Genomic DNA, 23,717 nt, shown 5'->3' with positions numbered 1-23,717 from the left:
ACATGGATGGCACCCTGGTGCACTCCACCGGTGAGGTAGAGACGGTGTGGCGGCTCTGGTGCCGCCGCCACCGGCTGGCTCCCGAGCCCGTACTGGCCATCTGTCACGGGGTGCGCTCGCGGGAGGTGATCCGCACCCTGGTCCCGCAGCTGGACCTGGCGCAGGAGGTGGCCCTGCTCGATGAGTTGGAGATCCATCACACCGGCCAGGCTGAGGCCCTTTCCGGCGCCCGTACCCTGCTGGCAAGCCTGCCGACTGAGCGCTGGGCGCTGGTGACCTCGGCCAGCCAGCGGGTGGCCCGTCATCGGCTGCTGAGCGCCGGCTTGGCGTTGCCCACCCTGCTGGTGGGGGCTGACGATGTGGTAAACGGCAAACCGGATCCCGAGCCCTATCTGCTTGCGGCAGAGCGGCTGGGAGTGGCGGCCGCTGATTGCCTGGTATTTGAGGATGCACCGGCTGGCATCACCAGTGCCCTGCGGGCCGGTTGCACCGTGGTACAGGTGGGAGGGAGACAGTGGCTGGAGCACGGCGTCAGTGCGCTGATCCAGGATTGGCGTCAGGTGAGCATGGTGGAGGCAGATGACGGCCTGCAGCTGACGTTGTTGACCTGAGCGGTCATAAACCCCCCCGGCGAACGGGGCGGGCAGAAGGATCGCCTGTTGAGTGATGGCTGTCCGCTGTGTGGGAGACTTTGTCACCCTGTTGTTTGGATAGAGTTCCTGATGTCGGCCAGTGATGGATGTCTTTTGCCGCGCTCGCAACAAGCTTCTTTGGTTGAAGTTTGCGGAGAGCTCATGAGCTTCGCGCTTCCCAACACGCGATATTACCTGCGAGTGTGCCGGGTTTTGCCCGGTTCAGCGGCCATACTCCTGACTGCAGGTCGTGTCCTGATACCACTCTACCCGGTTGCGGCCGTTGTGCTTGGCGCGATAGAGCGCCGCATCGGCGTGGGAGAGCAGCTGTTCCAGGTTGAGATGGCCGGGCTCCCGATAGGCGAGCCCTATGCTGACCGTGATCGTGACGGGGCGCATGGCCTCGTCAATGACTTGCAACTGCGCCACCTCGCTTCGCAGCCGATCGACCAGCTCCCAAGCCTGGGACGGCGGCACATCGGGCAGTAGCAGTGCAAACTCTTCGCCACCGAGCCGTCCGAGCAGAGTGCTGCCGGGCATCCCCTGGCTGATGGCCATGGTGAATGCCTTGAGCGCACGATCCCCCGCCTCATGGCCGTGGTTGTCATTGAGTTGCTTGAAGTTGTCCAGATCCAGCATGCAGACGGCGATCGGTTTATGTTGCTGATCCAGCTGCGCCAGCATTTGTTGGGCGCTCGGCCAGAAGCCCGCACGATTGAGGGCGCCGGTCAGGTGATCGTGGTGGGCCATGTACTCCATCTGGCGCAGCAGGGTGTTGCGGGTCGCCATGATGCTGGCTGCCGTGAGAGGGGTGAGGCCGATCAGCATGATCCCGATCCGCACCGAGAACATCCAGTACTGGGTCTGGGCGTCGTGGTTGATGACGAGATAACCGCCGGAGATGGCAAGCAGGGTCAGGGTTGTAAAGCCGAGCGACAGCAGGGTGGTGGTAAAGAGCGAATAGCTGACGGCGCACCACAGCAGGGCAGGAACCGGGAAGGCGAGGGAGCCCGGACCCGAGACGATCTCCGCCAGCAACAGGGAGCAGATAAACATCAGCAAGGGCAGCACTCTTGCCCAGGAGACGTGCGGCAGCCACAGTGCCTTGAACCAGGTTCGTATCGCGCCGGCATGGGGCAGCGTCAGGAGCACCGGCAGCAAGGCCATGTAGTTGACCAGTTCGCTTGCAAACCAGAAACCCAGTCCGTGCAGCGAGCGGCCATTGAACAGGATGGGGTTGATCAGGGCGCCGACCAGTCCGGCGGCAAATGAGGCGGCCATGCTGATCAGCAGCAGGTAAACGATGGCGTTGGGGTGCCTGAGGCGCACATTATCCCTGCCCAGTCGTCGGTAGAGCAGATAGCCGACCCCGACGCCCACCAGGTTGCCCAGGGTCAGCAGGCCGGTTTTCAGCAGCGAGTCATCGGTGAAGAGAGCCGCCAGCAGATAACCGGCTATTCCGCCCAGCCAGCCGGCGGGTGAGGCCAGAATGGGGTAGCGGATCATGATGCCGAGGAACACGGCGTTGGCGGGCCAGAAGGCGGCCAGCATGTCGGGAGGGCGGGTGAAGATCCCGGCCAGTGAAAAGAGGCATATCAGGGTGGCCATACACAAGAAGGCGCAGGGAGGGGCGCGGAGTACGTCTATGTACGAGGGTTTTATCTCTTCCATGAGAGACTCCTGATGGCGACTTTGGCCATGGCGGTGTATGGAGATGGCTGCGAAAGAATCCATAAAAGCATAGAATAATCATTGCGTTAGGCAACTGTTGATTTCACTGTTATTTAGAGTGGAATGCTGATGCCGGTCAATGATTGATTGTATTTATTGCTTTTAGAATGAGGGTCTCTCCATGGTCATCCAGAGGTACATGTGTGAGTCTCGCTCCTCCCTGCAAACGGTATTACCTGCTGGTACCCATGACCCTGCTGCTGGGTGGCCTGGTGCTCATCACGACACTGATATTGGGCGTGCAGGGGTTGCTGCGCGATATCGACAGGACGATCGCCAGCTATGACCGCATCGCCGCCTCCATCGAAGCCACCCTGATCCATGAGATGATACAGGTCAGTGAGCGCCAGATTACGGTGCTCGACGATTCGCTGGACAGGGAGGCGATCGCCCGTGGCGAGTCGGCCCTGAACCCTTACTGGACCATAGCGCACCGGATCCAGCCCGATGATCACTTCATCTATTTCTATAATCTGCGCCATGATCGCATCGATACCTATCCCGCCTGGGAGCGTCCGCCGCAATTCAAGGCCACCGAGCGACCCTGGTATGCCGCAGTCACCCAGGCCGGGGAAGAGCCATTATGGCTGGGCCCCTATCCGGAATATGACACCAGGGTCCAGACCCTCACTCTGGTCAAACGGGTCATGGACAGGGAGGATCGCCTGCTGGGACTGCTGATGGTCGACATGCAGTTCGCATCCCTGCAGCGGGCGCTGCAAAACTCCCTGGGCGATGAGCAGGCGGTGGCCATCTATCTGACTCCTGCCGGCGGTGATGATGTCATTGTTGCCAGCAACCTCGACTTGCTTGCCCGGCGCGGGGAGAAGCCCGAGGGCATCTGGAGCTGGCCGGGCTTCGGCGTGCTTGGCAACGGGGTGCATCTCACCCATCCCTTGCAGGACATAGGATGGGATCTGCATATCTATCTCTCCGCGCCCCTCTTTCGCGCCATCCTCGGGGAAGATCTGCGGATGCTGGTGTTGCCCCAGCTGCTGCTTGCCGTCATCTGGCTGCTGAGCCTGCTCGTGCTGGTCAGGATCTTCCGGCTGGAGCAGCGTCTGGTGGCCGGCTCCCTCAGCGAGATCTCCCGGGATGTCAAAAGTGGCCGGCGCTTCCCCGGTCACAAGACCTGGTTTGTCGATGACAGCCTCTCCAAGGTGGATCTGGTCAGGGCCAATCTGCTGCGCGGACAGGATGCCATGCACCACGACCCTCTCACCGGGATCATGAACCGTCGGGCGTTCGATGCCAGGCAGCAAACCCTGCTGAAAGAGGGGCAGCCTCATTGGCTGCTCCTGCTCGATGTGGATTTTTTCAAGAACATCAACGACTCCCATGGTCATGCCTGCGGCGATCAGGTGCTGCGCCGGATAGCGGCTCTGCTGGCCGAGCAGTTGGGCGAGGGGAATGTCTATCGTTTTGGCGGGGACGAGTTTGCCGCCTTGCTGACCATGGAACGGGCCGATCTGGAGGAGAGATTGCGGCAGCTCTTCATCCGGGTGCACAACCAGCAGTGGCGCGAGAAGCAGATCGCCGTCACCCTGAGCGCAGGGGGAGCCCACTATCCGGAAGTGCACCACAACCTGTTCGAGCGGGCCGATGAGTACCTCTACCAGAGCAAGCGGCTGGGGCGTGATCGTTGGTCCCTGCCAGCACAGCTCCAAAATGAGCAGAGTAACGCGGATAGTGCTGACAAATTCTGTCCGAGCGATGATGGCTAAATGCTCCCTGCCTGTCGGGGAACCTTGTCCCCAACTTCTCGACAGCTTTCTGATGAAGTTGTTTTTTGATTTAAATTCAACAGATTATGAATTTATTATCCAGGGCAAGAGAGGCACCTGTCGCTCTCCTGCGACACTGGTACATCCTGTCGTAAATCGTATAGTTCGGGAAAATTAATCAGCGTTGACAGGAGTATCCATGAGGATGAACAAGCGTGGCCTGAGTGCCCTGACTCTGTTGGGTGGCTTGTTGTTGGGAAGTTCGGTGGCACACGCCTCCGAGACGCTCAATACCATCCTGGGGGGCGGTGCCGGCGGCGTGGCGGGCACCATGATCGGCAAGGAGCTCGGTGGCGACACAGGGGCTCTGGTGGGGGCCGCCATTGGCGGTGCGGCCGGAGGTGCCGCAACAGCCAACAGAGGCAACAAGAATGAAGCCGCTCTCGGCGGCGCCGTTGGAGCGCTCGGTGGCGCCGCCATCGGCAAGAGTGTCGGCGGTGATACCGGTCGGCTGATCGGGGCCGGGGTGGGCGGTGCCAGTGGCTCGGCCATCGGTGCCAAGACGGGGGATGGCCACAAGAGCCGGGATCGTTATTACGACGACGATGATCATCATCACCGCCACTACTACAAGAAACACAAGAAGCACAAGAAACACAGATGGCACGATGACGACGATGATTGATGCCCTCCGGTGCGTGTGAATGAAGACGGGGCCTGCAGGCCCCGTTTCTGTTTCTGGCTCACACCAGCCGGTGTTGGCGCCGGCCGGCGGCGAAGGCATTGATGTTGTCGATCAGCTGATCCGCGAGGCGCTGCATCGACTCCTCGCTGGCCCAGGCCACATGGGGGGTCAGGATGAAGTTGGGATATTGCAGGGCCTGCATCAGGGGGTGATCGGGGGGCGGCGGCTCGACGCTCGCCACATCGAATCCGGCGCCGCCGAGGCGGCCGTTGGCCAGCGCCCGCAACAGGGCTGCTTCATCCACCAGGCCGCCGCGTCCCACGTTGATCAGCAAGGCGCCCGGTTTCATCAGCCCCAGTTCCCGCTCGCCGATGAGGTTGCGGGTATAGGGGGTGAGCGGGCAGTGCAGGCTCACCACATCCGAGCTTTGCAGCAGGTCATCCAGCGGCAGCCGGTCGTCATCCGCGTTGCCTCCGATCTGGCTTTGGGCGTAACGCACCTCCATGCCTATCCCTTTTGCCCGCTCGCCCAGCGCCTGGCCGAGCGTTCCCTTGCCGATGATGCCAAGTCGCTTGCCGTGCAGATCCGCAATGGGGTGATCGAAGAAGCAGAACTGGCCGCTCTGCTGCCAGCGTCCCTCCAGCAGCGACTGGCGCCAGGCAAACAGGTTGCGCGACAGGGCCAGCATCAGTGCCATGGCGTGTTCCGGCACCGAAGGGCCCGAGTAGTTGCGGATGTTGCACACGCCGACGCCGGCGGCGCGGCAGGCCTCCAGATCCACGTTGTCGCTGCCGGTGGCTGCCAGCGCGATGAGCTTGAGCTGGGGCAGCCTGGCCAGTTCGTCGGCACCGATGCGCACCTTGTTGATGATGGCGATGCTGGCGTCCTGGAGCCGCTCGACCACCTGCTCTGGCGTCGTACTCGGATAGCTCTGCCAGTGATGGGGGAAGTCGGGATGGTGCAGGGTGATGCCTACATCCAGGGTATCGCTGTCGAGAAACACAATCTGCTGCATGGTCCTTCCTGCCATGAACGGGGCCGAACGGTCATGATGCCAAATAGGATGCAGCCAGAGCCAGTGTCGCGGGCCGCGAAGGGGGGCTTTCTGCGGCAGATGTGACCGTGCCCGCGCTTTGGCGTACAGGGGCAGGGCTGGGTCAGAGCCAGCCCAGGTGGTTGAGCCAGCCCTGAATGCGTGTTGGCGTCTCCGCCAGTTCCATCAGGGCGTAAGGGCGATAGTTGAGCTTGTGGCTGCGACGGGTCTCGCTAAGGCGCTCTGCCGCCGCGAGCTGCGGCCATCTGCCGCCCTCTTCCTGATAGAGGTCCAGGGTGGGGATAGTGGCCTGGGCCACCTGCTTGGCCAGGGTCTGGTTGCTCTGCTGATCGGGGAAGAAGCCGTCGAGCAGCACCAGCGCATCGGGGGCGGGCAACTGCTCGCTGGCGATGAGGTTGGCAGTCCAGGCAGCCCCTGTGCCCTGGGCCAATATCAGCTTGAAGCCACCATCCTGCAGCTTGGCCTCGGCCAGCTTGCTGATCCGCTCGGCAAACTGCTTGCGAAAGGCGTCGCTGTTTTTCGCTTTCTTCTCGGCGGCCGGGTCGAGCTCGGCCTGTTCTGGAGAGGGGAGCAGCAGCAAGGTATCGAAGCCCAGCAGGCGAAGATCCCGGGTGAGTTGCCATAGCTGGCCGCTGCGTTGCCAGTCCGGCAGCAAGATGGCGAGCCCCAGATAGTTTTCGCTGTCGTGCTTGGCAAACAGCACCGTCTGCTTGTCGATGCGGGTGACGTCGGGCAGCCCTTGCCAGTCGCTCTCCTGCCAGTGATCGACGGGAGCGGGCGGCGCGACCTCGATGGCTTGCGCGCCATGGCTGGCCAGCATCGTCAGTAACAGCAGTGATAAGGATAATCTGGCCATAGTGTGCTCCCCCGGTTATCTGGGTTAGCGGCCACGGCGTCATTTTCTGAAGGTGCGAGCAAGGGGCAATAAAAAAGCGAGCCAGTGGCTCGCTTTTTTGCATCCAGTTCAAGGGGTCAACTTAGTTGACGCGACGCTTGAATTCACCGGTGCGGGTATCGATTTCGATCTTGTCACCGATCTCTACGAAGGCTGCAACAGACAGCTCGTAGGTAGTGCCTTTCAGACGGGCAGGCTTGGTCACTTTACCGGAGGTATCGCCACGGGCAGCCGGCTCGGTGTATTCCACTTCGCGAACGATGGTGGTCGGCAGTTCTACGGAGATGGCTTTCTCGTTGTAGAAAGTCACTTCGCAGATGTCTTCCATGCCGTCTACCAGGTAGTTCAGCACGTCACCCAGGTTGTCTTTCTCTACGTCGTACTGGTTGTACTCGGTGTCCATAAAGACATACAGGGGGTCGGAGAAGTAGGAGTAGGTGCACTCTTTACGTTCCAGCTGAACCACGTCCAGCTTGTCATCGGCCTTGAAGACGGTCTCGGTGGCGCTGCCGTTCAGCAGACCCTTCAGCTTCATTTTGACCACGGCGGAGTTACGGCCGGATTTGTTGAATTCAGCCTTCTGGACCACCATCGGCTCGCTGCCGATCATGACTACGTTACCAGCGCGGATTTCCTGTGCGGTTTTCATGTAAAAAATTCCTGTTCGTGAAACGGACGGATAAAAACTGCCAGATTATATACGGCTTTCCAGAAATTTCACCAATCGTGTGACGAGATCCCCATCGTGCTGCAACTTCTGTGACCAGCTTCGCCCATGTTGCTGCCAAATGGCGCTATAGCGTGGCCAGTTAGCCCAGAGTGCGCGGCAATCCTCGCCCCGATTGAGGGCGAGATTGAAGTCGCGCAGCCACTGGCCGCACTCGGCGGGCAAGTCCGCCAGATAGTGGTCGAGGAAGTGCTCCAGCTTGATCAGATGGGCCTCTTCCTCCTGCTGGTAGATGTGCCACAGGAAGGGGCGGGCGGCCCACTGGGCGCGCACGAAGGAGTCTTCCCCGCGCACCAGGTTGAGATCGCAGCTCCACAGCAGCCGATCGTAGCCAGCCTGATCCGTCATCGGCAGCAGCTTGATGGCGAGGTTGCCCGAATGGAGCAGATCGCCCGCCCTGGCCGTAGGGATGGTATCTGACAAACCTGCGCCACGCAGCACGTCGTGCAATGAGCGCCCCAGCGGCAGCAGCAAGGTGACCGGCGTGGCGCTCTGGCACCAGCTTTCGACCAGGCTTGTCAGCGCCTCGCTCTCGTAGGTAAAGAGGCTGACCCGCAGCTCGTTCTCTTGTTTGGGCGGTAGGCCCAGGCTCGCCCAGTAGGCGGCAAGGCCGACTTCATCCTGTTGCCAGCGATCCCGCTCGGCCAGCAGCGTACGCTCGCAGAGCAGGCCGCCGGTTCTGGCGCTAAAACCCGGGAAGAAGAAGTATTTGTCGAGGCTCCGGTTGCCCACCCGCTGGGGGGAGGCGAGGCCGTGGCAATCCTCGACCCAACTCTCGGCCGAGAGGTACTCCAGATTGATCCAGCAGGGGGGCGGGCTCTGCTCGGCCATGCGTTCGACAAAGGGGGCGGGCAGCTCGCAGGCAAAGGCCTCGATGACGACCCTGGCCGGGGTGATGTCGGCGGGCAGGGTTTTATGCCAGTGCTGGATATGGATACCCTCGATCCATTGGCCGTCCCGCGCAGGGTTGAGCCCCGGGCAGATGCGGGCGAAGCTGGCCAGATCGTCCACCCAGAGCCGCACCGCACCATGCCCCTCCTGCTCCAGCTGGCGGGCGAGTCGCCAGGTGACGCCGATGTCACCGAAGTTGTCCACTACGCAGCAGAAGATATCCCAGTCGAACCGGGGCAGGGGGCTTGTCATGTCGGGGATCCAGATGCAAAAAAACCGGTGCGCAGGGTAGCACACCGGTGGACTGGCTTCTAACTGTCAGCTGGTCGCAGGTAGTCTGGCAGATCACTCCTTGCCGTAGACGTTGTTCTCCTGCTCGCGCACCCGGATAAAGGTGGTGCGCTTGGTCAATTCTTTCAGCTGGCTGGCACCGACATAAGTACAGGTGGAGCGCACGCCCCCCAGGATATCGCGCACGGCATTCTCCACCGGGCCGCGATAGGGCAGCAGCACCGTCTTGCCCTCGGAGGCACGGTACTCGGCGACGCCGCCGGCGTGCTTGTCCATGGCACTCGACGAGCTCATGCCGTAGAACTTCATGAAGGGTTCGCCATCCACGTCGATGATCTCGCCGCCGCACTCCTCATGGGCCGCCAGCATGCCCCCCAGCATCACGAAGTCGGCGCCGCCGCCGAAGGCTTTCGCCACGTCCCCCGGGCAGGTACAGCCGCCGTCGCCGACGATCTGGCCACCAAGGCCGTGGGCGGCATCGGCACATTCGATGATGGCGGAGAGCTGGGGATAGCCGACACCTGTCTTGACCCGGGTAGTGCAGACAGAGCCCGGGCCAATGCCTACCTTGACGATGTCGGCGCCGGAGAGGATCAGCTCCTCCACCATCTCGCCGGTCACCACGTTGCCCGCCAGGATGACGTGATTGGGGCAGGCCTCACGGATTTTGCGCAGGAACTCGACGAAGTGCTGGGAGTAGCCGTTGGCCACGTCCACGCAGATGAAGCGCAGCGCCTCTGACATGGCGAGGATCTGGCGGGTCTTGACGAAGTCTTCGTCCGACGTGCCGGTCGATACCATCACATGACCCAGCAGGGCCGGGTCGGTCTCATTGACGAAGGTTTGCCACTGCTCGAGGCTGTAGTGCTTGTGCACCGCCGTCATCATCTCGAAACCGGCCAGGGCGCGGGCCATGGCGAAGCTGCCGACGGTATCCATGTTGGCGGCGATGACGGGCACCCCCTGCCATTGGGTCCGTGTGTGCTTGAAGGTGAACTGACGGGTCAGGCTGACTTGGGAACGGCTCTTGAGAGTAGAGCGCTTGGGGCGAAACAGGACATCCTTGAAACCGAGCTTCAAGTCTTCTTCGATACGCATTGCAAATTCCTTATTGAGCCTTGAGTGATGCGTCACTGTTGCAGTGGCAAATTTTCGGCAGGCACAAAAAAACCGGGGGTTTTCAGGGCCTCCGGTTTACAACAGTGTAGGCAAAAATCCCCCCGGAACAAGACTGATATTTCACCAACTGTTGTGGTAGCCTTTGGCGTCACAACCTGAGGTTGGCCGATGGTTTCATCCAAGGCTAACCCGGCGTTTCTCTTCCCCCGCCATTTCCCGTCGCCAGACATTGGTTGTCGCCTCGTCATCCCCCTCCGCCCTCCTGGGCTACCGCCCGGCACAAAGCGATGTTCCCTCGCAAGACAGTGTGATAAGTCTGGGCCTCACCTTGTGAAGATGAGACGGCTGAGGTTGTGGTATGAGCAAGTGGATAGCAGGCACGGCACTGATATTGGCCCTTTGCGGCAGCGCACTGGCGGCGCCGCAGGAAGGGTATGGCTGGGTGGAGAAGGGGCTGATCCTCCCCACCGGCGTGGCGGTCAAGATGAAGCTGGATACGGGGGCGCGCACCTCTTCAATGGATGCCCAGGATCTGGAGCAATTCACGCGCGATGGCAAACCCTGGGTGCGCTTCTGGTTGCGAGTGACCGATGCCGACAGCGGCAAACAGGTATCCCGGCAGTTTGAACGGCCGGTGGAACGTCACGTGACGGTGCGCGGCGCCGGGGGCAAGGAGAAACAGAAGCGGCCGGTCGTGACCATGTCCGTCTGTGTGGGGAACCGGGTCTATGAGGGTTGGTTTACCCTGCGGGATCGCAGCAAGATGATCTATCCGGTGCTGCTGGGGCGCCGTATGCTGGAAGAGATGGGGCCGGTGGATGCAGGTCGCACCTTCACTCGCCAGCCGGATTGTCGCTAAATCTGCGCTGCCGATGTGCAACCAAACAGATGTACAGCCAAACAGAGGGGCCGCAGCAAGCGGCCCCTCTTGTTATCTACTTGGTAATCTATTTGGCGCTGGCCGACAGCGGCAGCCAGAGACTCACTTCCAGACCCCTGTCCGGCAGGTTGTGTACATCGAGATCGGCGCCATGCAGCTGGGCGATGCGCGAGACGATGGCCATGCCAAGGCCGACTCCGTCCCCCTGCTGGGGATTGACCCGATAGAAGCGCTCGCACAGCCGTGACAGGGCGTGGTCCGGGATGCCGGGCCCGTTGTCGCTCACATCCACTCTCACCCGGCTTCCCTCCCGCCGCACCTGCACCCGGATCTCGCCACCTGGCTGGGTGTAGCGCAGGGCATTGTCGATGAGGTTGCCAAACAACAGCTCGAGCAGGGTGGCCTGCCCCATTACCCGCAGTGGCGTATCGCTCTCGAGCGATAATTGCTGATCCTTTTGCAGGGCGATGGGAGCCAGGGTCGCCAGGGTACCTTGCAGCAGGTGGCCTATCTCCAGCTCGACCAGCACGACCTCCTGCTGGTTGTCGATGCGCGCCTGGGTCAGCAGTTGGCGGATCAGGCGATCACTGCGATCCAGGGCCTGCAACATCTTGTGCAGCGACTGGCGGCGGCTCTCCTCATCGTCCGCCGCCAGGGCGTTTTCGCTGTGGATCCTGAGCACCGCCAGCGGGGTGCGCAGCTCGTGGGCCGCTTCGTTGGTGAACTGTTTCTCCCGCTCCAGAGTTTCGGCCAGCGCTTGCATCAGGCGGTTTATCTCGTTGACCAGCGGCGTCAGCTCCTGGGCGTCCGCCTTGAGGTTGAGGGGGGTCAGGTTGGCGGGGTGGCGCTCGCTGATGGCCTGGGCCAGCTGACGCAGGGGGGCCAGGCCATGGGTGATCAGCCACCACAGCAACCCCAGCAGGAAGGGCAGGGTGATGAGCAGCGGCAGCATGGCGAGGGTCGCCATCTTGCTGGCCAGCTCGCTGCGCTCGTCATCCCGCTCCGCCACCACCAGCCAGGTTCGCTCCTCCTCGTTGTAGAGGGTGAAGGTGCGCCAATGGTGGTGATCCTTTTCCACCGTATCGAAGCCGCGAGTCAGGGTGACCAGCGGCTGGCGCGGGGCGCTCGGGGAGCTCAGCAGCAGATTTCCCTGCTCGTTCAGCAGCTGAAAGTAGAGGTTGCGTTCGAACTCGTGACCATAGGGAGTGATCTCCCTGTCCTCGCCGGTGATATTGAGGCTCTTGTCTTTCTGCCAGCCATCGGGATTTTGCTGTTCCCACTCCTGATAGATGGTGCCATCCAGGGGGAGCGGCCCCTCCTGTGCCATGTAGCGGGCTAGCAGCTTGTTGGTGATGCGGGCCGACTGGGCAAGACGAGCGTCGAACAGCTCCTCCATCTCGTGGCTTGCCTCCATGTAGCCGATGAAGGTGCTGATGGTGAGGCTCACGCTCACCAGGGTCAGGATGCCGGTGAGCAGAAAGCGGCGAATGGAGCTCGAGCGTCTCATCGTGCCTGGTTCCGTCCTGCCTGATCGAGCTGGGGAATGATGTAGCCGACCCCGCGGATGTTGCGGATAAGGTCGCTGTAGAACTTCTTGCGCAGGTGGTGGATGTGAACCTCCACCGCGTTGCTCTCGGCCCCCTCATCCCAGCCATAGAGACTCTGCTGCAACTGCTCCTTGCTCAGCACCCGGCCGCTTTGGCTCAGCAGCTCCAGCAGCAGCTTGTACTCGTGGGGAGTGAGCTTGACCGCTTCCCCCTGATAGGTGACCTGCTGGGATTCGGGATAAATGAGGATGTCGCCATACTCCACCATCGCCTGGGCCTGCCCCTTGCTGCGGCGCACCAGGGCGCGCAGGCGGGCGTTGAGCTCCTGCAGGGCGAAGGGCTTGACCATGTAGTCGTCAGAGCCTGCATCCAGCCCGATCACCCGATCGTCGAGGGCATCGCGGGCGGTGAGGATCAGCACCGGCAGCTGGTGTCCCTCCCGGCGCAACTTGCGCAGCAGGCTGAGGCCGTCGATGTCCGGCAGGTTGAGGTCGAGGATGAGGGCGGCAAATTCGTCGCTCTTGAGGGCCGCCAGGGCGGGCAACCCCTGTTGCAACCAGTCCACCGTGTATCCGCTGTGGCGCAGGGCATCCTGCATGCCATCGCCCAGCATCACGTCATCTTCTACCAGCAGGATGCGCATCTCTCTCTCCATCACGTCAGGGAACAAGCCGGTAGCCCGGCTTTACGACATAAACGACTCTGCCCACCAGTATGCAAGCTGGTGGGCAGAGTTTAAATAGCTGTCTGATCAGGCTGGCTTTTTACAGCTTGGCGAGGCGTTCGCGAATTTCACTGCGGCGCCCCTCGTCGGCCAGCTCGCGCCCCGGGCGGGCTGGGGCGGCCAGCGCCTTGTCCAGATAGGTTTTCGCTTCTGCCTTGCGCCCCTGATCGAGCAGGAAGTCGCCATAGAAGAAGTTGGGGTCGATGCCGGCGGGGTTAATGACGAGCGCCTGCTTGAGCAGCTGCTCCGCTTTTTCGTCATCGCCAAAGCCGACCGGCCAGCCGGGCACCTGATAGTAGAGGGAGCCCAGGCTGGTGTAAGCCGAGCCGTCGAGGGCCTTGGGATCCTGCTTGAGGGCCAGCTCCAGCTTGGCCTTGGCCTCTTTCACCAGCCCGAGCGCCCCCAGGCCGCCCTTGGCGCCGGCCCAGGTGCTCTTGACGATGGCCGACCAGATCAGCAGATCGGTGCGAAAGGGCTCCTTGGCACTGGCCTGTTCGGCCTGGCCGCTCAGGGTCTCCAGGCAGCGCTCCTTGGCCTTGTCGACCTGCTGGTACTGGCAGACGGCCCATTGCTGCTGGATGGGGATCAGGGCATCGTCTGCCGCCTGGGCGCCGGCGGCCCCCAGCAGGATGGCTAGGACGCCGTATTTGCAAGCAATCCGGGTCATATCAGGACTCCTTCTTGGTCGGGATGGAATGGGGCAGCGCCTCGTGCGGCAGATGCCGGGCATAGCGTTCGATGATGGGCAGCTGCTTGGCCAGTGCCTTGTCGACGATGCCGGGCAGCAAGGCGTTGAGACGCACGAACAGCTGCTCCGGCCAGCCGAGCCAGCTGCGGCGAGTCTCGTTGCACAGGGCGATAACCGCCTCCTCGGCCACCTCCTGGGGGCTGTCGGTGTGGGTGCCGAGCTCGGCATTCATCTCGTAGGCGGCCTCCGAGTTGAGACGGGTGCGGGTGGCGCGGGGGGCAAAGTGGAGCACCTTGATGCCGCTTCCCTCCAGCTCCCGTCCCAGCGCCTCGCTAAAACCACGCAGGGCGAACTTGCTGGCGCAGTAGACGCTGTAGCCGGGGTAGCCGATGCTGCCAAAACTCGACCCCATGTTCATGATGATGCCGGGTTTGCGCATCTGCGGGAGCAGGGTCCGGGTCAGCTGGATGGGGGCTTCGATGTTGAGCCGCAGCTGCCGCTCCACCTGTTCGCTGCTCTGATCCTCGAGCCAGGCGAACTGGTTGCAGCCTGCGTTGTTGATCAGCACGTCGATCCCCTCTTCCAGCAGGGGATGCTGCAGCAACCTGGCCCGCTCCTGGGACGATCCCAGATCGGCGATCAGCACCTGGTGGCGCTCCGGATGGGGCAGGGACTTTCGCAGCCGTTCCAGTGCCGGACCTCGTCGTCCGTTTAACAGCAGATGGGCGCCCTGGGCCGCCAGCTCCTGCGCCAGCTCTTCTCCTATGCCGCCGCTGGCTCCGGTGAGCAGCACGCGTTTCCCTTCAAGTTGCATGGTATGTGCTTCCTTCACTGTGGGCGTTCACGCCCGGGCGGTCAGGTTGTAGAGCATCTCGCCATAGAGGCGGTAGACCACGCGGGCGGCATGGATGATGGCGGCCTGGTCGGCAGGGTTCTCCACCCGGTTCATCAGGGATTCGAAGAACTTGAGATGCTCTTGATCCAGGGCACCATGGGAGCTCAGGTAGCTCATCGCCTGGGGAGGCAGCCCCAGCCCGCTCTTGATCTGATCCGCCACCGTCAGGGCGATGGCGACGCTGGTTCCCTCCAGCACCTGCACCATGCCGAAGAAGCCCATGGGATTGCCCCGCTGGATCTGGTCGTAGAGGAAGGCCACCATCAGCTCGATAGGCAGACCGGGCTGGCCGTGGCGCACCGCCTCGGCATCCCCGCCGCAGGCTCGGATGTCGCTTAAGATCCACTCCTGATGGCCGTATTCCTCCTCTATGTACTCCTTGATGGCCGCGCGTACCCACTCGTACTCCTGACCCAGCTTGCCACCGGTTGCCATCAGCAGGGGAACCGTGTGGCGCACGTGGTAATAGGCTTCGGTCAGGAAGGCGAGGTAGGTCTCGCGCTGGATGTCGCCACGGCGGCAAGCCTCGATGATGGGCGCATTGAACAGGTGCTCGCGCTCCTGGGAAGTGGCTTGTTGCAGGGTCTGGTAGAAGCTCATGCTGATTCTCCTGTGAGGCCTTCGCTGAGGCACTGGCTGATCTGCCGGGAAAAGTGTTGATAAATCTCGTTGCGACGGGGCCGACCGTTGGGGGTCAGCAGCCCGGGGGACTGATCCAGCGCCACCGGCAACCAGTGGTGCAGGCGGGCGTAGTCGGGCAGCCGGCTGTTCAGTTGTGCGATCTGGCGGGGCAGATCCGCTTCGCTGCCGGGCAGGGGCTGGATCAGCGCCACGTTGGCCGGCTGGCCGTCGCCAAAGACTACGATGCGGGCGATGGCGGGACAGAGCTGGGCCTCGGCCTCTACCCACTCGGGGGAGAAGTTGCGGCCAAAGGCGGTGATCTGGACATTCTTCTTGCGCCCGGTGATGTGCAGGTAACCATCCTCATCCAGGTAGCCGAGATCGCCGGTGGCGATGGTGGCGGCCTCATCGTGGGCGGCATCCCCATGGCCGAGATAGCCCAGCATGGCGTTGCCGCTCACCAGGATCTCGCCATCTCCGGCGATGGTGACCCGGCAGTGAGGCAGGGGGCGACCGACGCTGCCGGGCCTGTCCGCCTGCGGGTTGTTGAGCGCCACCACGGAGCAGCATTCGGAGAGGCCATACCCTTCATAGACTGGCAGGCCGGCGGCGCGGGCGCGAGCGATCAGCTCGGGGGCCACCTTGCCACCCCCGACGGCGATAAAACGCAGCCCCTGCAACTGGCGCAGCAGCGCCGGGTTGTTGCCGGCCAGCACCAGCAGCAGGCGCAGCAGCTCGGGCACCAGCACCAGGCTGTGGCTGGGCCAGCGCAGCAGCGCCTGGGCCAGCATGGCCGGGTTGAGGGCACTGGAGCCGGAGAAGCCGATCTCCCCGAGTGACGGGATGCGGCTGCAGGCACCGGTCAGCAGGGGCACGTAGAGGCCGGTCAGGTTTTCGAGCAGGGTCGCCAGTGGCAACAGGGTGAGGTGCTGCTCCACCCGGGCCGGGGCGACCCGTTCGGCCAGCGATTGGCAGACCGCCATCATCCGGGCCAGGGAGAGGCAGACCCCCTTGGGTTGCCCCGTGGTGCCCGAGGTATAGGTGATCTTGGCGGTGCCTGCGGGCAGGGCCGGCGGGTTGAGCGGGACGTGCCGCCACAGGGGGATGGTCAGCTCGCCGGGCGTACCGTCGGCGAGGGAGGTCACCGTCAGCACAAGGGGGGCGGTCGGGTGCCAGTCAGGATGGGACGGGCCCACCAGAGCATCGGCGCCGCTGCTCTCGAGCAACCACGCCTGCTGGGCCAGGCTGAAGAAGTGGGGGACGGGGATCACCACGATTCCCGCCCGGGTGCAGGCCAGATCGATCAGCGCCCAGGGCAGGCCGTTGTCCAGTTGTAGGGCCAGGCGCCGGATCTGCGCCTGTTGCAACTCGTCGGCCAGACGCAGGATCTGCTGCCACAGCTGGCGGTAATCCAGCTGCTGCCGGCTATCCATCAGGGCCGGCTGTGTCGGGTTCTGCTTCGCCGTGCTGGCGATGGCATCAAACAGCGTCATTGGGCGCACCTTTTATCACGAGCCATACGGCAGGTCTCTCGGGAGTCGTCGAACAGGGCGGGCATGGGGGCCAGCAGGTTGAGCAGCAGGCTGCTTTGGGCGAGCACCTCGCGCCCCTGATTGAGGTCACCCACCATCACCCTGGGCTGGCAGCGGTAGTATTCTCCCCAGGCGGCGGCATCTTCTCCCACCTGATGCGCCTGGGCGGGAGCCAGCTCCACCGGATCGAGGCGCAGGCGATGAAAGCTGTTGCGCAGCTTGGCGGTGCCGGTGAACACCACGTAGTCGAGGGCGTTGTCGCACAGCAGACGACAGAGCGCGGCAAACATCAGGCGGGCATTGCCCGGCTCGCTGCAGGCCAGATTGCCCACCTCTATGATGCGCTGGCGCTCCGGGCGTACCCCGAGGCGGGTCTCGATGGCCGCCTCTACGGGGTGCTCCAGATATTGCTCCAGATAGAGCGCCCCCGCGCTGGCCAGGTTGAGACCACAGGCGCCGACCAGCACGCCGTCGGCACGGTAGAGCCCGAGTAGACAGGGCAGGAAATGGGGAATGCGGGCGTTGAATTCCTGGGTGTAGGCCGCCTGGATATAGGCCTGCAGCGCCATGACCTGCTGCGGGGAGTCGGCCAGCATCAAGCGGTAGGGTGCCTGGATCTCTGTGGTCATGGAATGCTCCTTCTCTTGCGATGAGTTGAGCCTAAAAGGGCAAACTTAAGAAAGCCTTAAGGGGCGCAAAAAGTTGCCATGACCGGATGGAAGTCATGACGGTGGGCAAAGGGCTGCTGGTCTCGATATGCGGTGGCCTGGCGGCGATAAAACAGTTGCCAGCGGCGGGGCGGGCAGGCAATCTGCCCGGCTGTCACTTGCCAGAGGTATCGTCATGTCATCCACCCCCTGCTGCCCCCTGTGTGCCAGCCATCAGGCCTACCCCCTGCCGGTGGCGGGCAAGTGTTATTACCGCTGCGAGCGGTGCGAGCTGGTCTGGTTGGATGCGGCGGATCATCTGGATGCCGAGGGGGAGAAGGCGGTCTATGACGGCCATGACAACCGGGTGGATGATCCCCGTTATCGTGCCTTTTTGATGCGGGCCTTTGGCGAGGTGCTGGCCCGGGTGCCGGCGCCTGCCAGTGGCCTCGATTTTGGCTGTGGCCCGGGGCCGGCCCTGATCGCCATGGGGCGGGAAGCGGGCTATGTGATGGCGGGGTATGACAAGTTCTACGCCGACGAACCGGCGCTGCTGGCACAGCAGTATGACTTCATCACCAGCACAGAGGTGATCGAACACATCGCCGAGCCACGGGTTGCACTGGATCTGCTGTGGCGCTGCCTCAAGCCCGGCGGCATTCTGGTGTTGCAGACCCAACGGGTGCTCGGTGACGAGCGCTTCAAAACCTGGCGCTATCGCCACGATCCGACCCACATCGTCTTCTTCGCCGAGGCGTCGTTTCGCACCCTGGCGGCCAGCTGGCAGGCAGAGGTCGAGTTTCCCCACGCCGATGTGGCCCTGTTCACCAAACCTTGACCCCGCCATTTTCATTTGGCGATGAGTTGGGCATGCTGATGATCTGATACCAAGGAGCGGTGATCCATGTCCATTCCCCATCTGTCGTTGCAGGATGCTCGTCATCTGCAACTGGCAGCCCAGGGCCTGCTCGCCCCGCGCCGCAGCAAGGCACGCCCGGCGGATCTGCTGGCCACCATCCGCCGTATGGCGCTGTTGCAGATAGATACCATCTCGGTGGTGGCGCGCAGCCCCTATCTGGTGCTGTTCAGCCGGCTCGGACAGTACGAACCCGGCTGGCTCGAGCAACTGCTGGCCGACGGCGACATTTTCGAATACTGGGCCCATGAGGCCTGCTTCATTCCTCGCGAGGATTACCGGCTGCTGCGTCATCGCATGCTGGATCCTGCCGCCATGGGCTGGAAGTTTTCGGCCCACTGGCTCGCCACCCATCAACAGGACATTGACCGGCTACTCGAGCAGATCCGCCAGCAAGGGCCGGTGCGAGCGGCCGATTTTGCCCGCCAGGGAGAGAAGGGCAACGGCTGGTGGGACTGGAAGCCGGAGAAGCGTCATCTCGAGGTGCTCTTCACCGCGGGGCGCCTGATGGTGCGCGAGCGGCGCAACTTCCAGCGGGTCTATGATTTGGCAGAGCGGGTCATGCCCGGCTGGTGCGACGAGCGGGATCTGCCTAGCCCGGAGACGGCGCAGCGAGAGATGGTGCGTGCCAGTTGCCGGGCGCTGGGGCTGGTCAAGGCCGGCTGGGTGGCCGATTACTACCGGCTGCGGCGCGGCAAATACGATGCCTTGCTCCATCAACTGGCGGATGAAGGGGAGCTGTTGCCGGTGCGGGTGGAGGGATGGCAGCATGGCGCCTTCGTCCACGCCTCGCTGGCTGACGAGCTGGCCAAGGCGCAGGCGGGCAGCCTCAGTGCGACCCATACCACGGCCTTGTCGCCCTTTGATCCTCTGGTGTGGGATCGCAGGCGGGCCCGCGAGCTGTTCGAGTTCGACTACCGCATCGAGTGCTATACCCCGGCGCCCAAGCGCCAGTACGGCTACTTCGTGCTGCCGCTGCTGCATCGCGGCAAACTGGTGGGCAGGATGGATGCCAAGGCCCATCGCCAGCAGGGAGTATTCGAGATCAAGAGCCTCTATCTGGAGGCGGGGGTCAGGGTGACCCGCACCCTGGCAGGGGAGCTGGGGAAGGCGCTGCAAAAGCTGGCGCAGTGGCATCAGACGCCGACCCTGGCCTATGGCGATATTCCGCCCCCCCTGTTGGCGCTATGGCGCCCGGAGCACGGGCTGTGAGGGTAGCGCAGAGGGAAAGACGCTCTGCACTCAGGGGATTGGCACATGGGAGAAGAGGGATGAAGGGATTCTGGCTGTTGTCGGGCGTGATCCTTGCCATGCTGATGCCGGTCGCCTCGGCACAGGAGAGTGACGCGCCGGTGCGGATCTGCCTCGGCAATGGCAGTGAATGGCCTCCCTACACGTATTGGGTGCGCCACAACGGCGTGCCGGAACCCGAACGGCTGACCGGGGCTGCGGCGACCCTAGTGCTCGATGCCCTGCGCCAGAATGGCCTGTCTCACCAGATCCGCTACCTGCCATGGGCCAGGGTCAAGCAGGAACTGGTCGACTATGAGCAAAACGGCCTGTGCGAGCTGACCTGGGATGCCAGCTACAAGCCGGAGTTGGCGGCCCATGTTTACTACAGTGTTCCCCTCTATCACACCCGTCTCGGCCTCTTCTATCTCAAGCGCCGCTTCCCCGAGGCGCCGGATCTAGAGGTGGCCAGCCGCGGCCGGATGTGCGGTCTGCTCGGCTACAACTATGCCCCCTATGGCATCAACAAGAAGCTGCGGCGGGTCAAGCGGTTGCAGCAGGCACTCGACCTGCTGGCGCGGGGGCGCTGCGATTATTTGCCAAATTCGGTCGAGCCGCTGCTAAGCGGACTCAGTCTGGGCATCTACCAGAGCGAGCCCGGCTTGACCCATCTGCGCCTACCCAATCGCAAGGGGTTCTATCTGATCGTGAGCAAGGGATCGCCACGGGCCCGGGAGCTCATTATTCAGCTGGATCAGACGCTGGTGGCCTTTGAGGAGGAGGGGCATACCCGCGAGGTGATGGCGAAGTTTCTGCCGCCGCTGGAGTGACGGCGTCGCCGGATATAAAAAAGGCCAGCCGGTGCAAACCGGCTGGCCTTGGTCATGGATGGGGATATCACGCGGCCAGGCGGGTCAGTACCTTCACCAGCAGCTCGATGCGCGGGGCAATGCTCGCCAGATCCAGATACTCCTCGTCACTGTGGAAACCGGCGCCGATAGGGCCCAGACCATCCAGGGTCGGAATGCCGAGGGCGGCGGTCAGGTTGGCATCGGAGCCACCACCGACCTCTTGCCAGCGAATGGGCAGACCCAGCTCCTGACCACACTCCTCCACGATGGCCATCAGGGCCTTGGTTCCTTCTGACGGCACCATGGCCGGTTTGTGAGCCTCGCGAGTCAGCTTGATGGTGACCCCTTCCAGATGAGGGCGCTCGGCCAGGGTCAGCAGCCGGTCGTTGACCTGGCTGTACTCCTGATTGTCCCAGAAACGCACATCTACCACGGCGCTGGCGTGGGCCGGCACTATGTTGGCGCCATTGCCCCCCTCGACGATACCGATGTTGAGGGTGGTGCCGTTCTCGAAGTTGGTGAGGGCATTGATGGCCAGGATCCAGTGACCCAGCTCGGTGATGGCGCTGCGCCCCTTTTGCGGCTCGTTGCCCGCGTGGGCCGCCTTGCCGGTGAAATCGAGGCGATAACGGGCCATCCCCTTGCGCGCCTTGACCAGGGAGCCGTCGGCACGGGCCGCTTCGGCCACCAGCACCTGACGGGCCTGTTTGGCTACCGAGGTCAGCCAGTCGCTGGAGTGCAGGGAGCCAATCTCTTCGTCCGGGTTCATGCAGACGCAGATGCTCAGGCTGTCGCGCACCTCGCGGGGCAGGGCGCGCAGGGCATAGACGATGTTGAGCAAGCCGGATTTCATGTCGGAGACGCCGGGGCCGTAGGCCCGCTCGCCATCGACGCTCATCGGGCGGGCGGCGGCGGTGCCGAGGGGGAAGACGGTGTCCATATGGCCAATCAACATCACATCGATCTGCTCGGCATCAGGCTGGTTGCGAATTTCCAGTCCCACCCCGGCTACCCCGCAGTCGACCCGCTTGATGTGCCAGCCACCCATGGCCTCGTATTTGGCGGCCATCAGATCCGCCACTGCGGTTATGCCAGGTTGGTGCAATGAGCCGCAATCCAGGTTGATGAGAGGGGCCAGCTCGGCCAGGTATTCATCCAGAGAAAAAGTCATCGGTTGCTCCACGTGTGTGATTGTACGAAAAGGGTCAGAGAAGGATGTTCATCACCAGCATGGCGCCGAAGGCGTTGAGCACTGAGATGGCGACCATGATGGGGATGTAGCGCCCTTCGGTGCCGATGCAGCCGAGGATGCGGCCCATGTACTGCACCTGGGAGCCCATCAGGTAGATGGCGGGGGCCAGGATGGCGATGTGGGTACCGTTGAGGATCCCCTGATCGAACAGGGTGATGACCACGCCGACCGCGCCGCCCATGGACATCCAGGCGCCGATCAGCACGGCAGCTGCCTCACCGGGCAGACCGAACACCGCCATGATGGGAGAGAAGATGGCTCCCATGGCGTCCAGGGCACCGGTGATCTGCAGCGCCTTGATGATGACGAAGGCCATCAGCACGTTGGGGACGGTGGAGGTGGTGGCGATGACCCATCCCTTCTTGGCCCCTTCGACGAAGATATCGGTGACGATGGGTTTCTTGACGTTGGCCTGGCTCATTTGGCTTGCTCCTGGGTGCTGGGGGTCGTGGCGTGCTGGGTGTTGTCGCTGTTTTTGCCTTCGGTCAGGTTGAGGTAGACCCGAAACAGGTTGGCGCCGACAAATTTGAAGGCAAACATCACCACCACGGCGAGACCGATGGAGGAGCTGACCGCCGGGCTGCCATCGGCCAGGGTCAGGGTGAACAGCACGGCGCCGGAGGAGAAAAAGTTGACTATGGTGGCACCGGCGGAGAACTGGAACATGGTGAAGACGTCGGTCTCGCGCTTGGTGATGAGCCCTTCATCCTTGAGCTGGCGGGTCATGGCGGCGCCGGCATCGGTACTCTGCAGGGAGGCGATCAGCGCCAGGCCCGTGTTGCCAGGGATCCCCATCAGCGGGCGCAACAGCGGGGTCAGCAGCTTGCGGGCGGCATCCAGGGCGCCGTAGTGTTCCAGCACATTGATCATGCCGAGGGCGAACATCACGGTGGGGATCAGGGTCAGGGCAAACAGGAAGCCGTCGCGGGCGCCGTTGCCCCCCTTGCCGCGCATGTCGGTCATGGCAGTCTTGAGGCCGTCGCCGTTCTCGCTGACGCTCTGTACCATGGTGCCGAACGAACCGTTCAGTGTGGTGAAGTCGAACACTCCGTACCACTGGTTGGACTGCAACAGTCCCGAAAAGAAGACGATGGCGAACGCCAGTGCCAGGTAACTGCCTATCGTTACCGAGCGTGATTTGTCAGTCATGATTTAGCTCCATCTGAATAAATATTTAATCGCTTGCAGTATGAATGATGCAATTATCAGTAAATTGATGGCGGTCAAACAGGCGCACTGTCTTTGGTGTTTGTTGTGGTTTTATGTGATGGTGATCGTTGCTTTGCTGGATAAAAATCCGGTTTTTGCAGGGATTTTTGAATGGCAGTGTTATGCGGGCGGTATGACAGGGGCGCCGGATGGCGGAAAAGAAAAAACCGGGCGCGAGGCCCGGTTTGGTCATGCAAGTCGGTGGTGATTACTGGAATACCAGTACCATTAGCAGACCGATGGTGATGGCGGACACCAGGAAGGCGAAGCCATAGAACACATAGTGGTGCAGCTTGGTGGTGTGGATCCCCAGATCGTGCAGACCGTGGTAGATACGGTGCATGCCGTGCCAGATGGGCAGGGCGATGATCACCAGCAGGATGCAGGCACCCCACCAGGAGCTGGCGAAGGCGTGTACGCGATCGTAGCTCATGGTCTCCACGTCCATGATGCCCATGGGCACCAGCAGACCGGTAATGAGGACAATGACCGGCAGCAGCATGGCGACGACCATGCCGCCTGCACCAAACAGACCCCAGTAAATTGGTTCGTCAGAACGTCTCATTGTTTTCTCCTCAAGCCACGATGATCAGGACAAGCAGGGATACCACCGCCAGCGCCACATACTGGGCCAGCACGATCGGTTTCTCCGGCACCAGGTCTTCACCCCGGAAGATGCGCATGGCTTTCGGCGCCAGGGCAAACCAGGTCTTGGCGTGGAACAGGCAGGCCGCCAGGGCAATCACATGGAACAGGATGGCGATCGGGCTTTGCAGGGATTCCAGCCAGCCGTTGAACGCTTCCTGACCCTGTACCAGACGCATCAGACCCCACATCAGCACGACGGCATAGATGGAGACGAAGATACTGGTACCCTCGCGGATCATGTAACCGGTGTAGAAGGCATTCTTCAGCCACCAGTCTTTCTTCATTTCGCGGACGTAAGGCTTACGTTTGCTTTGGGTGTTGTTCATGG

At 62.5% G+C, this 23,717-nt stretch carries 26 protein-coding genes; 8 read left to right on the top strand and 18 right to left on the bottom strand.

Translation table 11 applies throughout. The features are described from left to right. Window positions 1–2: 2 nt before the first annotated feature. Window positions 3–611, top strand: coding sequence for an HAD-IA family hydrolase (locus BN1123_RS05155; protein WP_042025704.1), 609 nt, complete (start codon window positions 3–5; stop codon window positions 609–611). Window positions 612–854: 243 nt separating this feature from the next. On the opposite strand, the gene BN1123_RS05150 is transcribed toward BN1123_RS05155, so the two are convergent. Beyond that, window positions 855–2,303 (bottom strand): GGDEF domain-containing protein, encoded by a 1,449-nt coding sequence (locus tag BN1123_RS05150; RefSeq protein WP_082037473.1) that lies wholly within the window; start codon window positions 2,301–2,303, stop codon window positions 855–857. A gap of 203 nt (window positions 2,304–2,506) precedes the next feature. Here BN1123_RS05150 and BN1123_RS05145 point away from each other — a divergent pair, with 203 nt between their 5' ends. Together BN1123_RS05145 and BN1123_RS05140 are read left to right on the top strand one after the other, a co-directional pair. Continuing rightward, window positions 2,507–4,087, top strand: coding sequence for a GGDEF domain-containing protein (locus BN1123_RS05145; protein WP_326938635.1), 1,581 nt, complete (start codon window positions 2,507–2,509; stop codon window positions 4,085–4,087). 199 nt (window positions 4,088–4,286) lie between these two features. Then, on the top strand, window positions 4,287–4,772 hold the full coding sequence (locus BN1123_RS05140; RefSeq protein ID WP_026455940.1) for a glycine zipper domain-containing protein: 486 nt from the start codon (window positions 4,287–4,289) through the stop codon (window positions 4,770–4,772). Between the two features lie 58 nt (window positions 4,773–4,830). Here the strand turns inward: BN1123_RS05140 and BN1123_RS05135 are convergent, their stop codons facing one another. The 5 genes from BN1123_RS05135 to BN1123_RS05115 all read right to left on the bottom strand — a co-directional run bounded on the left by BN1123_RS05135 (window position 4,831) and on the right by BN1123_RS05115 (window position 9,728). Further along, a complete protein-coding gene (locus BN1123_RS05135) occupies window positions 4,831–5,787 on the bottom strand; it encodes a D-2-hydroxyacid dehydrogenase (RefSeq protein WP_042025702.1) in 957 nt (318 codons plus the stop codon). Between the two features lie 142 nt (window positions 5,788–5,929). Further along, window positions 5,930–6,682: a DUF3530 family protein gene (locus tag BN1123_RS05130; RefSeq protein ID WP_042025701.1), complete on the bottom strand. Its 753-nt coding sequence runs from the start codon at window positions 6,680–6,682 to the stop codon at window positions 5,930–5,932. A 121-nt stretch (window positions 6,683–6,803) separates the two neighbouring features. Beyond that, window positions 6,804–7,370 carry an elongation factor P gene (efp, locus tag BN1123_RS05125; RefSeq protein ID WP_026457209.1) on the bottom strand — a complete coding sequence of 189 codons (567 nt, stop codon included), beginning with the start codon at window positions 7,368–7,370 and terminating at the stop codon, window positions 6,804–6,806. A gap of 45 nt (window positions 7,371–7,415) precedes the next feature. Then, entirely contained in the window at window positions 7,416–8,591 is a 1,176-nt protein-coding gene (gene earP / locus BN1123_RS05120; RefSeq protein WP_042025700.1) for an elongation factor P maturation arginine rhamnosyltransferase EarP, read from the bottom strand. A gap of 93 nt (window positions 8,592–8,684) precedes the next feature. Continuing rightward, window positions 8,685–9,728, bottom strand: a complete 1,044-nt coding sequence (locus BN1123_RS05115; protein ID WP_026457207.1) for a GMP reductase — start codon at window positions 9,726–9,728, stop codon at window positions 8,685–8,687. A gap of 379 nt (window positions 9,729–10,107) precedes the next feature. Here BN1123_RS05115 and rloA3 point away from each other — a divergent pair, with 379 nt between their 5' ends. Then, window positions 10,108–10,608 (top strand): retropepsin-like aspartic peptidase RloA3, encoded by a 501-nt coding sequence (gene rloA3 / locus BN1123_RS05110; protein WP_042025699.1) that lies wholly within the window; start codon window positions 10,108–10,110, stop codon window positions 10,606–10,608. Window positions 10,609–10,696: 88 nt separating this feature from the next. On the opposite strand, the gene BN1123_RS05105 is transcribed toward rloA3, so the two are convergent. From BN1123_RS05105 to BN1123_RS05075, 7 genes are all read right to left on the bottom strand, one after another. Beyond that, window positions 10,697–12,136, bottom strand: a complete 1,440-nt coding sequence (locus BN1123_RS05105) for an ATP-binding protein (RefSeq protein WP_042025698.1) — start codon at window positions 12,134–12,136, stop codon at window positions 10,697–10,699. Next, window positions 12,133–12,819, bottom strand: coding sequence for a response regulator (locus tag BN1123_RS05100; protein ID WP_042025697.1), 687 nt, complete (start codon window positions 12,817–12,819; stop codon window positions 12,133–12,135). Before BN1123_RS05100 ends, BN1123_RS05105 begins: the two co-directional genes overlap by 4 nt. Before the next feature lie 121 nt (window positions 12,820–12,940). After that, window positions 12,941–13,567: a tetratricopeptide repeat protein gene (locus tag BN1123_RS05095; RefSeq protein ID WP_042025696.1), complete on the bottom strand. Its 627-nt coding sequence runs from the start codon at window positions 13,565–13,567 to the stop codon at window positions 12,941–12,943. A gap of 1 nt (window position 13,568) precedes the next feature. Next, window positions 13,569–14,402: an SDR family oxidoreductase gene (locus tag BN1123_RS05090; protein WP_042025695.1), complete on the bottom strand. Its 834-nt coding sequence runs from the start codon at window positions 14,400–14,402 to the stop codon at window positions 13,569–13,571. 27 nt (window positions 14,403–14,429) lie between these two features. Further along, a complete protein-coding gene (locus BN1123_RS05085; RefSeq protein ID WP_026457851.1) occupies window positions 14,430–15,083 on the bottom strand; it encodes an iron-containing redox enzyme family protein in 654 nt (217 codons plus the stop codon). Further along, complete coding sequence (locus tag BN1123_RS05080; RefSeq protein WP_042025694.1) at window positions 15,080–16,597, bottom strand: AMP-dependent synthetase/ligase; 1,518 nt, start codon at window positions 16,595–16,597, stop codon at window positions 15,080–15,082. Before BN1123_RS05080 ends, BN1123_RS05085 begins: the two co-directional genes overlap by 4 nt. Beyond that, window positions 16,594–17,265 carry a thermostable hemolysin gene (locus tag BN1123_RS05075; RefSeq protein ID WP_042025693.1) on the bottom strand — a complete coding sequence of 224 codons (672 nt, stop codon included), beginning with the start codon at window positions 17,263–17,265 and terminating at the stop codon, window positions 16,594–16,596. The genes BN1123_RS05080 and BN1123_RS05075 overlap by 4 nt, the downstream gene beginning before the upstream one ends. Window positions 17,266–17,479: 214 nt before the next feature. On the opposite strand from BN1123_RS05075, the gene BN1123_RS05070 reads away from it, so the two are divergent. From BN1123_RS05070 to BN1123_RS05060, 3 genes are all read left to right on the top strand, one after another. Further along, window positions 17,480–18,121: a class I SAM-dependent methyltransferase gene (locus BN1123_RS05070; protein ID WP_042025691.1), complete on the top strand. Its 642-nt coding sequence runs from the start codon at window positions 17,480–17,482 to the stop codon at window positions 18,119–18,121. 66 nt (window positions 18,122–18,187) lie between these two features. After that, on the top strand, window positions 18,188–19,411 hold the full coding sequence (locus tag BN1123_RS05065; RefSeq protein ID WP_042025690.1) for a winged helix-turn-helix domain-containing protein: 1,224 nt from the start codon (window positions 18,188–18,190) through the stop codon (window positions 19,409–19,411). Window positions 19,412–19,470: 59 nt separating this feature from the next. Next, a complete protein-coding gene (locus tag BN1123_RS05060) occupies window positions 19,471–20,259 on the top strand; it encodes a substrate-binding periplasmic protein (protein ID WP_412149497.1) in 789 nt (262 codons plus the stop codon). A gap of 67 nt (window positions 20,260–20,326) precedes the next feature. Here BN1123_RS05060 and BN1123_RS05055 read toward each other — a convergent pair whose 3' ends face one another. The 3 genes from BN1123_RS05055 to BN1123_RS05045 are packed head-to-tail and all read right to left on the bottom strand — an operon-like array spanning window position 20,327 to window position 22,681. After that, entirely contained in the window at window positions 20,327–21,451 is a 1,125-nt protein-coding gene (locus tag BN1123_RS05055) for a M20 family metallopeptidase (RefSeq protein ID WP_042025689.1), read from the bottom strand. Between the two features lie 34 nt (window positions 21,452–21,485). Further along, a complete protein-coding gene (locus tag BN1123_RS05050; protein WP_026457021.1) occupies window positions 21,486–21,953 on the bottom strand; it encodes a YjiG family protein in 468 nt (155 codons plus the stop codon). Next, on the bottom strand, window positions 21,950–22,681 hold the full coding sequence (locus tag BN1123_RS05045) for a nucleoside recognition domain-containing protein (RefSeq protein ID WP_042025688.1): 732 nt from the start codon (window positions 22,679–22,681) through the stop codon (window positions 21,950–21,952). The genes BN1123_RS05050 and BN1123_RS05045 overlap by 4 nt, the downstream gene beginning before the upstream one ends. Window positions 22,682–22,721: 40 nt before the next feature. Between BN1123_RS05045 and BN1123_RS21265 the strand changes: the two genes are divergently transcribed. Then, entirely contained in the window at window positions 22,722–22,949 is a 228-nt protein-coding gene (locus tag BN1123_RS21265) for a hypothetical protein (RefSeq protein ID WP_156130382.1), read from the top strand. Here BN1123_RS21265 and frdD read toward each other — a convergent pair whose 3' ends face one another. Beyond that, entirely contained in the window at window positions 22,950–23,306 is a 357-nt protein-coding gene (frdD, locus tag BN1123_RS05040) for a fumarate reductase subunit FrdD (RefSeq protein ID WP_026457019.1), read from the bottom strand. Window positions 23,307–23,316: 10 nt separating this feature from the next. Then, window positions 23,317–23,715, bottom strand: a complete 399-nt coding sequence (locus BN1123_RS05035; protein ID WP_026457018.1) for a fumarate reductase subunit C — start codon at window positions 23,713–23,715, stop codon at window positions 23,317–23,319. Window positions 23,716–23,717 lie beyond the last annotated feature (2 nt).

The organism is Aeromonas enteropelogenes (genome assembly GCF_000819845.1).
In the GTDB taxonomy this organism is placed as follows: domain Bacteria; phylum Pseudomonadota; class Gammaproteobacteria; order Enterobacterales; family Aeromonadaceae; genus Aeromonas; species Aeromonas enteropelogenes.
This window is presented reverse-complemented; position numbering and strand designations above follow the sequence as displayed.

Excerpts from the sequence above, each read along its gene's own strand:
- BN1123_RS05155 (WP_042025704.1), top strand. The coding sequence starts at position 3 with ATGGATGGCACCCTGGTGCACTCCACCGGTGAGGTAGAGACGGTGTGG.
- BN1123_RS05150 (WP_082037473.1), bottom strand. The coding sequence starts at position 2,303 with ATGGAAGAGATAAAACCCTCGTACATAGACGTACTCCGCGCCCCTCCC.
- BN1123_RS05140 (WP_026455940.1), top strand. The coding sequence starts at position 4,287 with ATGAGGATGAACAAGCGTGGCCTGAGTGCCCTGACTCTGTTGGGTGGC.
- BN1123_RS05135 (WP_042025702.1), bottom strand. The coding sequence starts at position 5,787 with ATGCAGCAGATTGTGTTTCTCGACAGCGATACCCTGGATGTAGGCATC.
- BN1123_RS05130 (WP_042025701.1), bottom strand. The coding sequence starts at position 6,682 with ATGGCCAGATTATCCTTATCACTGCTGTTACTGACGATGCTGGCCAGC.
- efp (WP_026457209.1), bottom strand. The coding sequence starts at position 7,370 with ATGAAAACCGCACAGGAAATCCGCGCTGGTAACGTAGTCATGATCGGC.
- earP (WP_042025700.1), bottom strand. The coding sequence starts at position 8,591 with ATGACAAGCCCCCTGCCCCGGTTCGACTGGGATATCTTCTGCTGCGTA.
- BN1123_RS05115 (WP_026457207.1), bottom strand. The coding sequence starts at position 9,728 with ATGCGTATCGAAGAAGACTTGAAGCTCGGTTTCAAGGATGTCCTGTTT.
- rloA3 (WP_042025699.1), top strand. The coding sequence starts at position 10,108 with ATGAGCAAGTGGATAGCAGGCACGGCACTGATATTGGCCCTTTGCGGC.
- BN1123_RS05105 (WP_042025698.1), bottom strand. The coding sequence starts at position 12,136 with ATGAGACGCTCGAGCTCCATTCGCCGCTTTCTGCTCACCGGCATCCTG.
- BN1123_RS05100 (WP_042025697.1), bottom strand. The coding sequence starts at position 12,819 with ATGCGCATCCTGCTGGTAGAAGATGACGTGATGCTGGGCGATGGCATG.
- BN1123_RS05095 (WP_042025696.1), bottom strand. The coding sequence starts at position 13,567 with ATGACCCGGATTGCTTGCAAATACGGCGTCCTAGCCATCCTGCTGGGG.
- BN1123_RS05090 (WP_042025695.1), bottom strand. The coding sequence starts at position 14,402 with ATGCAACTTGAAGGGAAACGCGTGCTGCTCACCGGAGCCAGCGGCGGC.
- BN1123_RS05085 (WP_026457851.1), bottom strand. The coding sequence starts at position 15,083 with ATGAGCTTCTACCAGACCCTGCAACAAGCCACTTCCCAGGAGCGCGAG.
- BN1123_RS05080 (WP_042025694.1), bottom strand. The coding sequence starts at position 16,597 with ATGACGCTGTTTGATGCCATCGCCAGCACGGCGAAGCAGAACCCGACA.
- BN1123_RS05075 (WP_042025693.1), bottom strand. The coding sequence starts at position 17,265 with ATGACCACAGAGATCCAGGCACCCTACCGCTTGATGCTGGCCGACTCC.
- BN1123_RS05070 (WP_042025691.1), top strand. The coding sequence starts at position 17,480 with ATGTCATCCACCCCCTGCTGCCCCCTGTGTGCCAGCCATCAGGCCTAC.
- BN1123_RS05065 (WP_042025690.1), top strand. The coding sequence starts at position 18,188 with ATGTCCATTCCCCATCTGTCGTTGCAGGATGCTCGTCATCTGCAACTG.
- BN1123_RS05060 (WP_412149497.1), top strand. The coding sequence starts at position 19,471 with ATGAAGGGATTCTGGCTGTTGTCGGGCGTGATCCTTGCCATGCTGATG.
- BN1123_RS05055 (WP_042025689.1), bottom strand. The coding sequence starts at position 21,451 with ATGACTTTTTCTCTGGATGAATACCTGGCCGAGCTGGCCCCTCTCATC.
- BN1123_RS05050 (WP_026457021.1), bottom strand. The coding sequence starts at position 21,953 with ATGAGCCAGGCCAACGTCAAGAAACCCATCGTCACCGATATCTTCGTC.
- BN1123_RS05045 (WP_042025688.1), bottom strand. The coding sequence starts at position 22,681 with ATGACTGACAAATCACGCTCGGTAACGATAGGCAGTTACCTGGCACTG.
- BN1123_RS21265 (WP_156130382.1), top strand. The coding sequence starts at position 22,722 with ATGAATGATGCAATTATCAGTAAATTGATGGCGGTCAAACAGGCGCAC.
- frdD (WP_026457019.1), bottom strand. The coding sequence starts at position 23,306 with ATGAGACGTTCTGACGAACCAATTTACTGGGGTCTGTTTGGTGCAGGC.
- BN1123_RS05035 (WP_026457018.1), bottom strand. The coding sequence starts at position 23,715 with ATGAACAACACCCAAAGCAAACGTAAGCCTTACGTCCGCGAAATGAAG.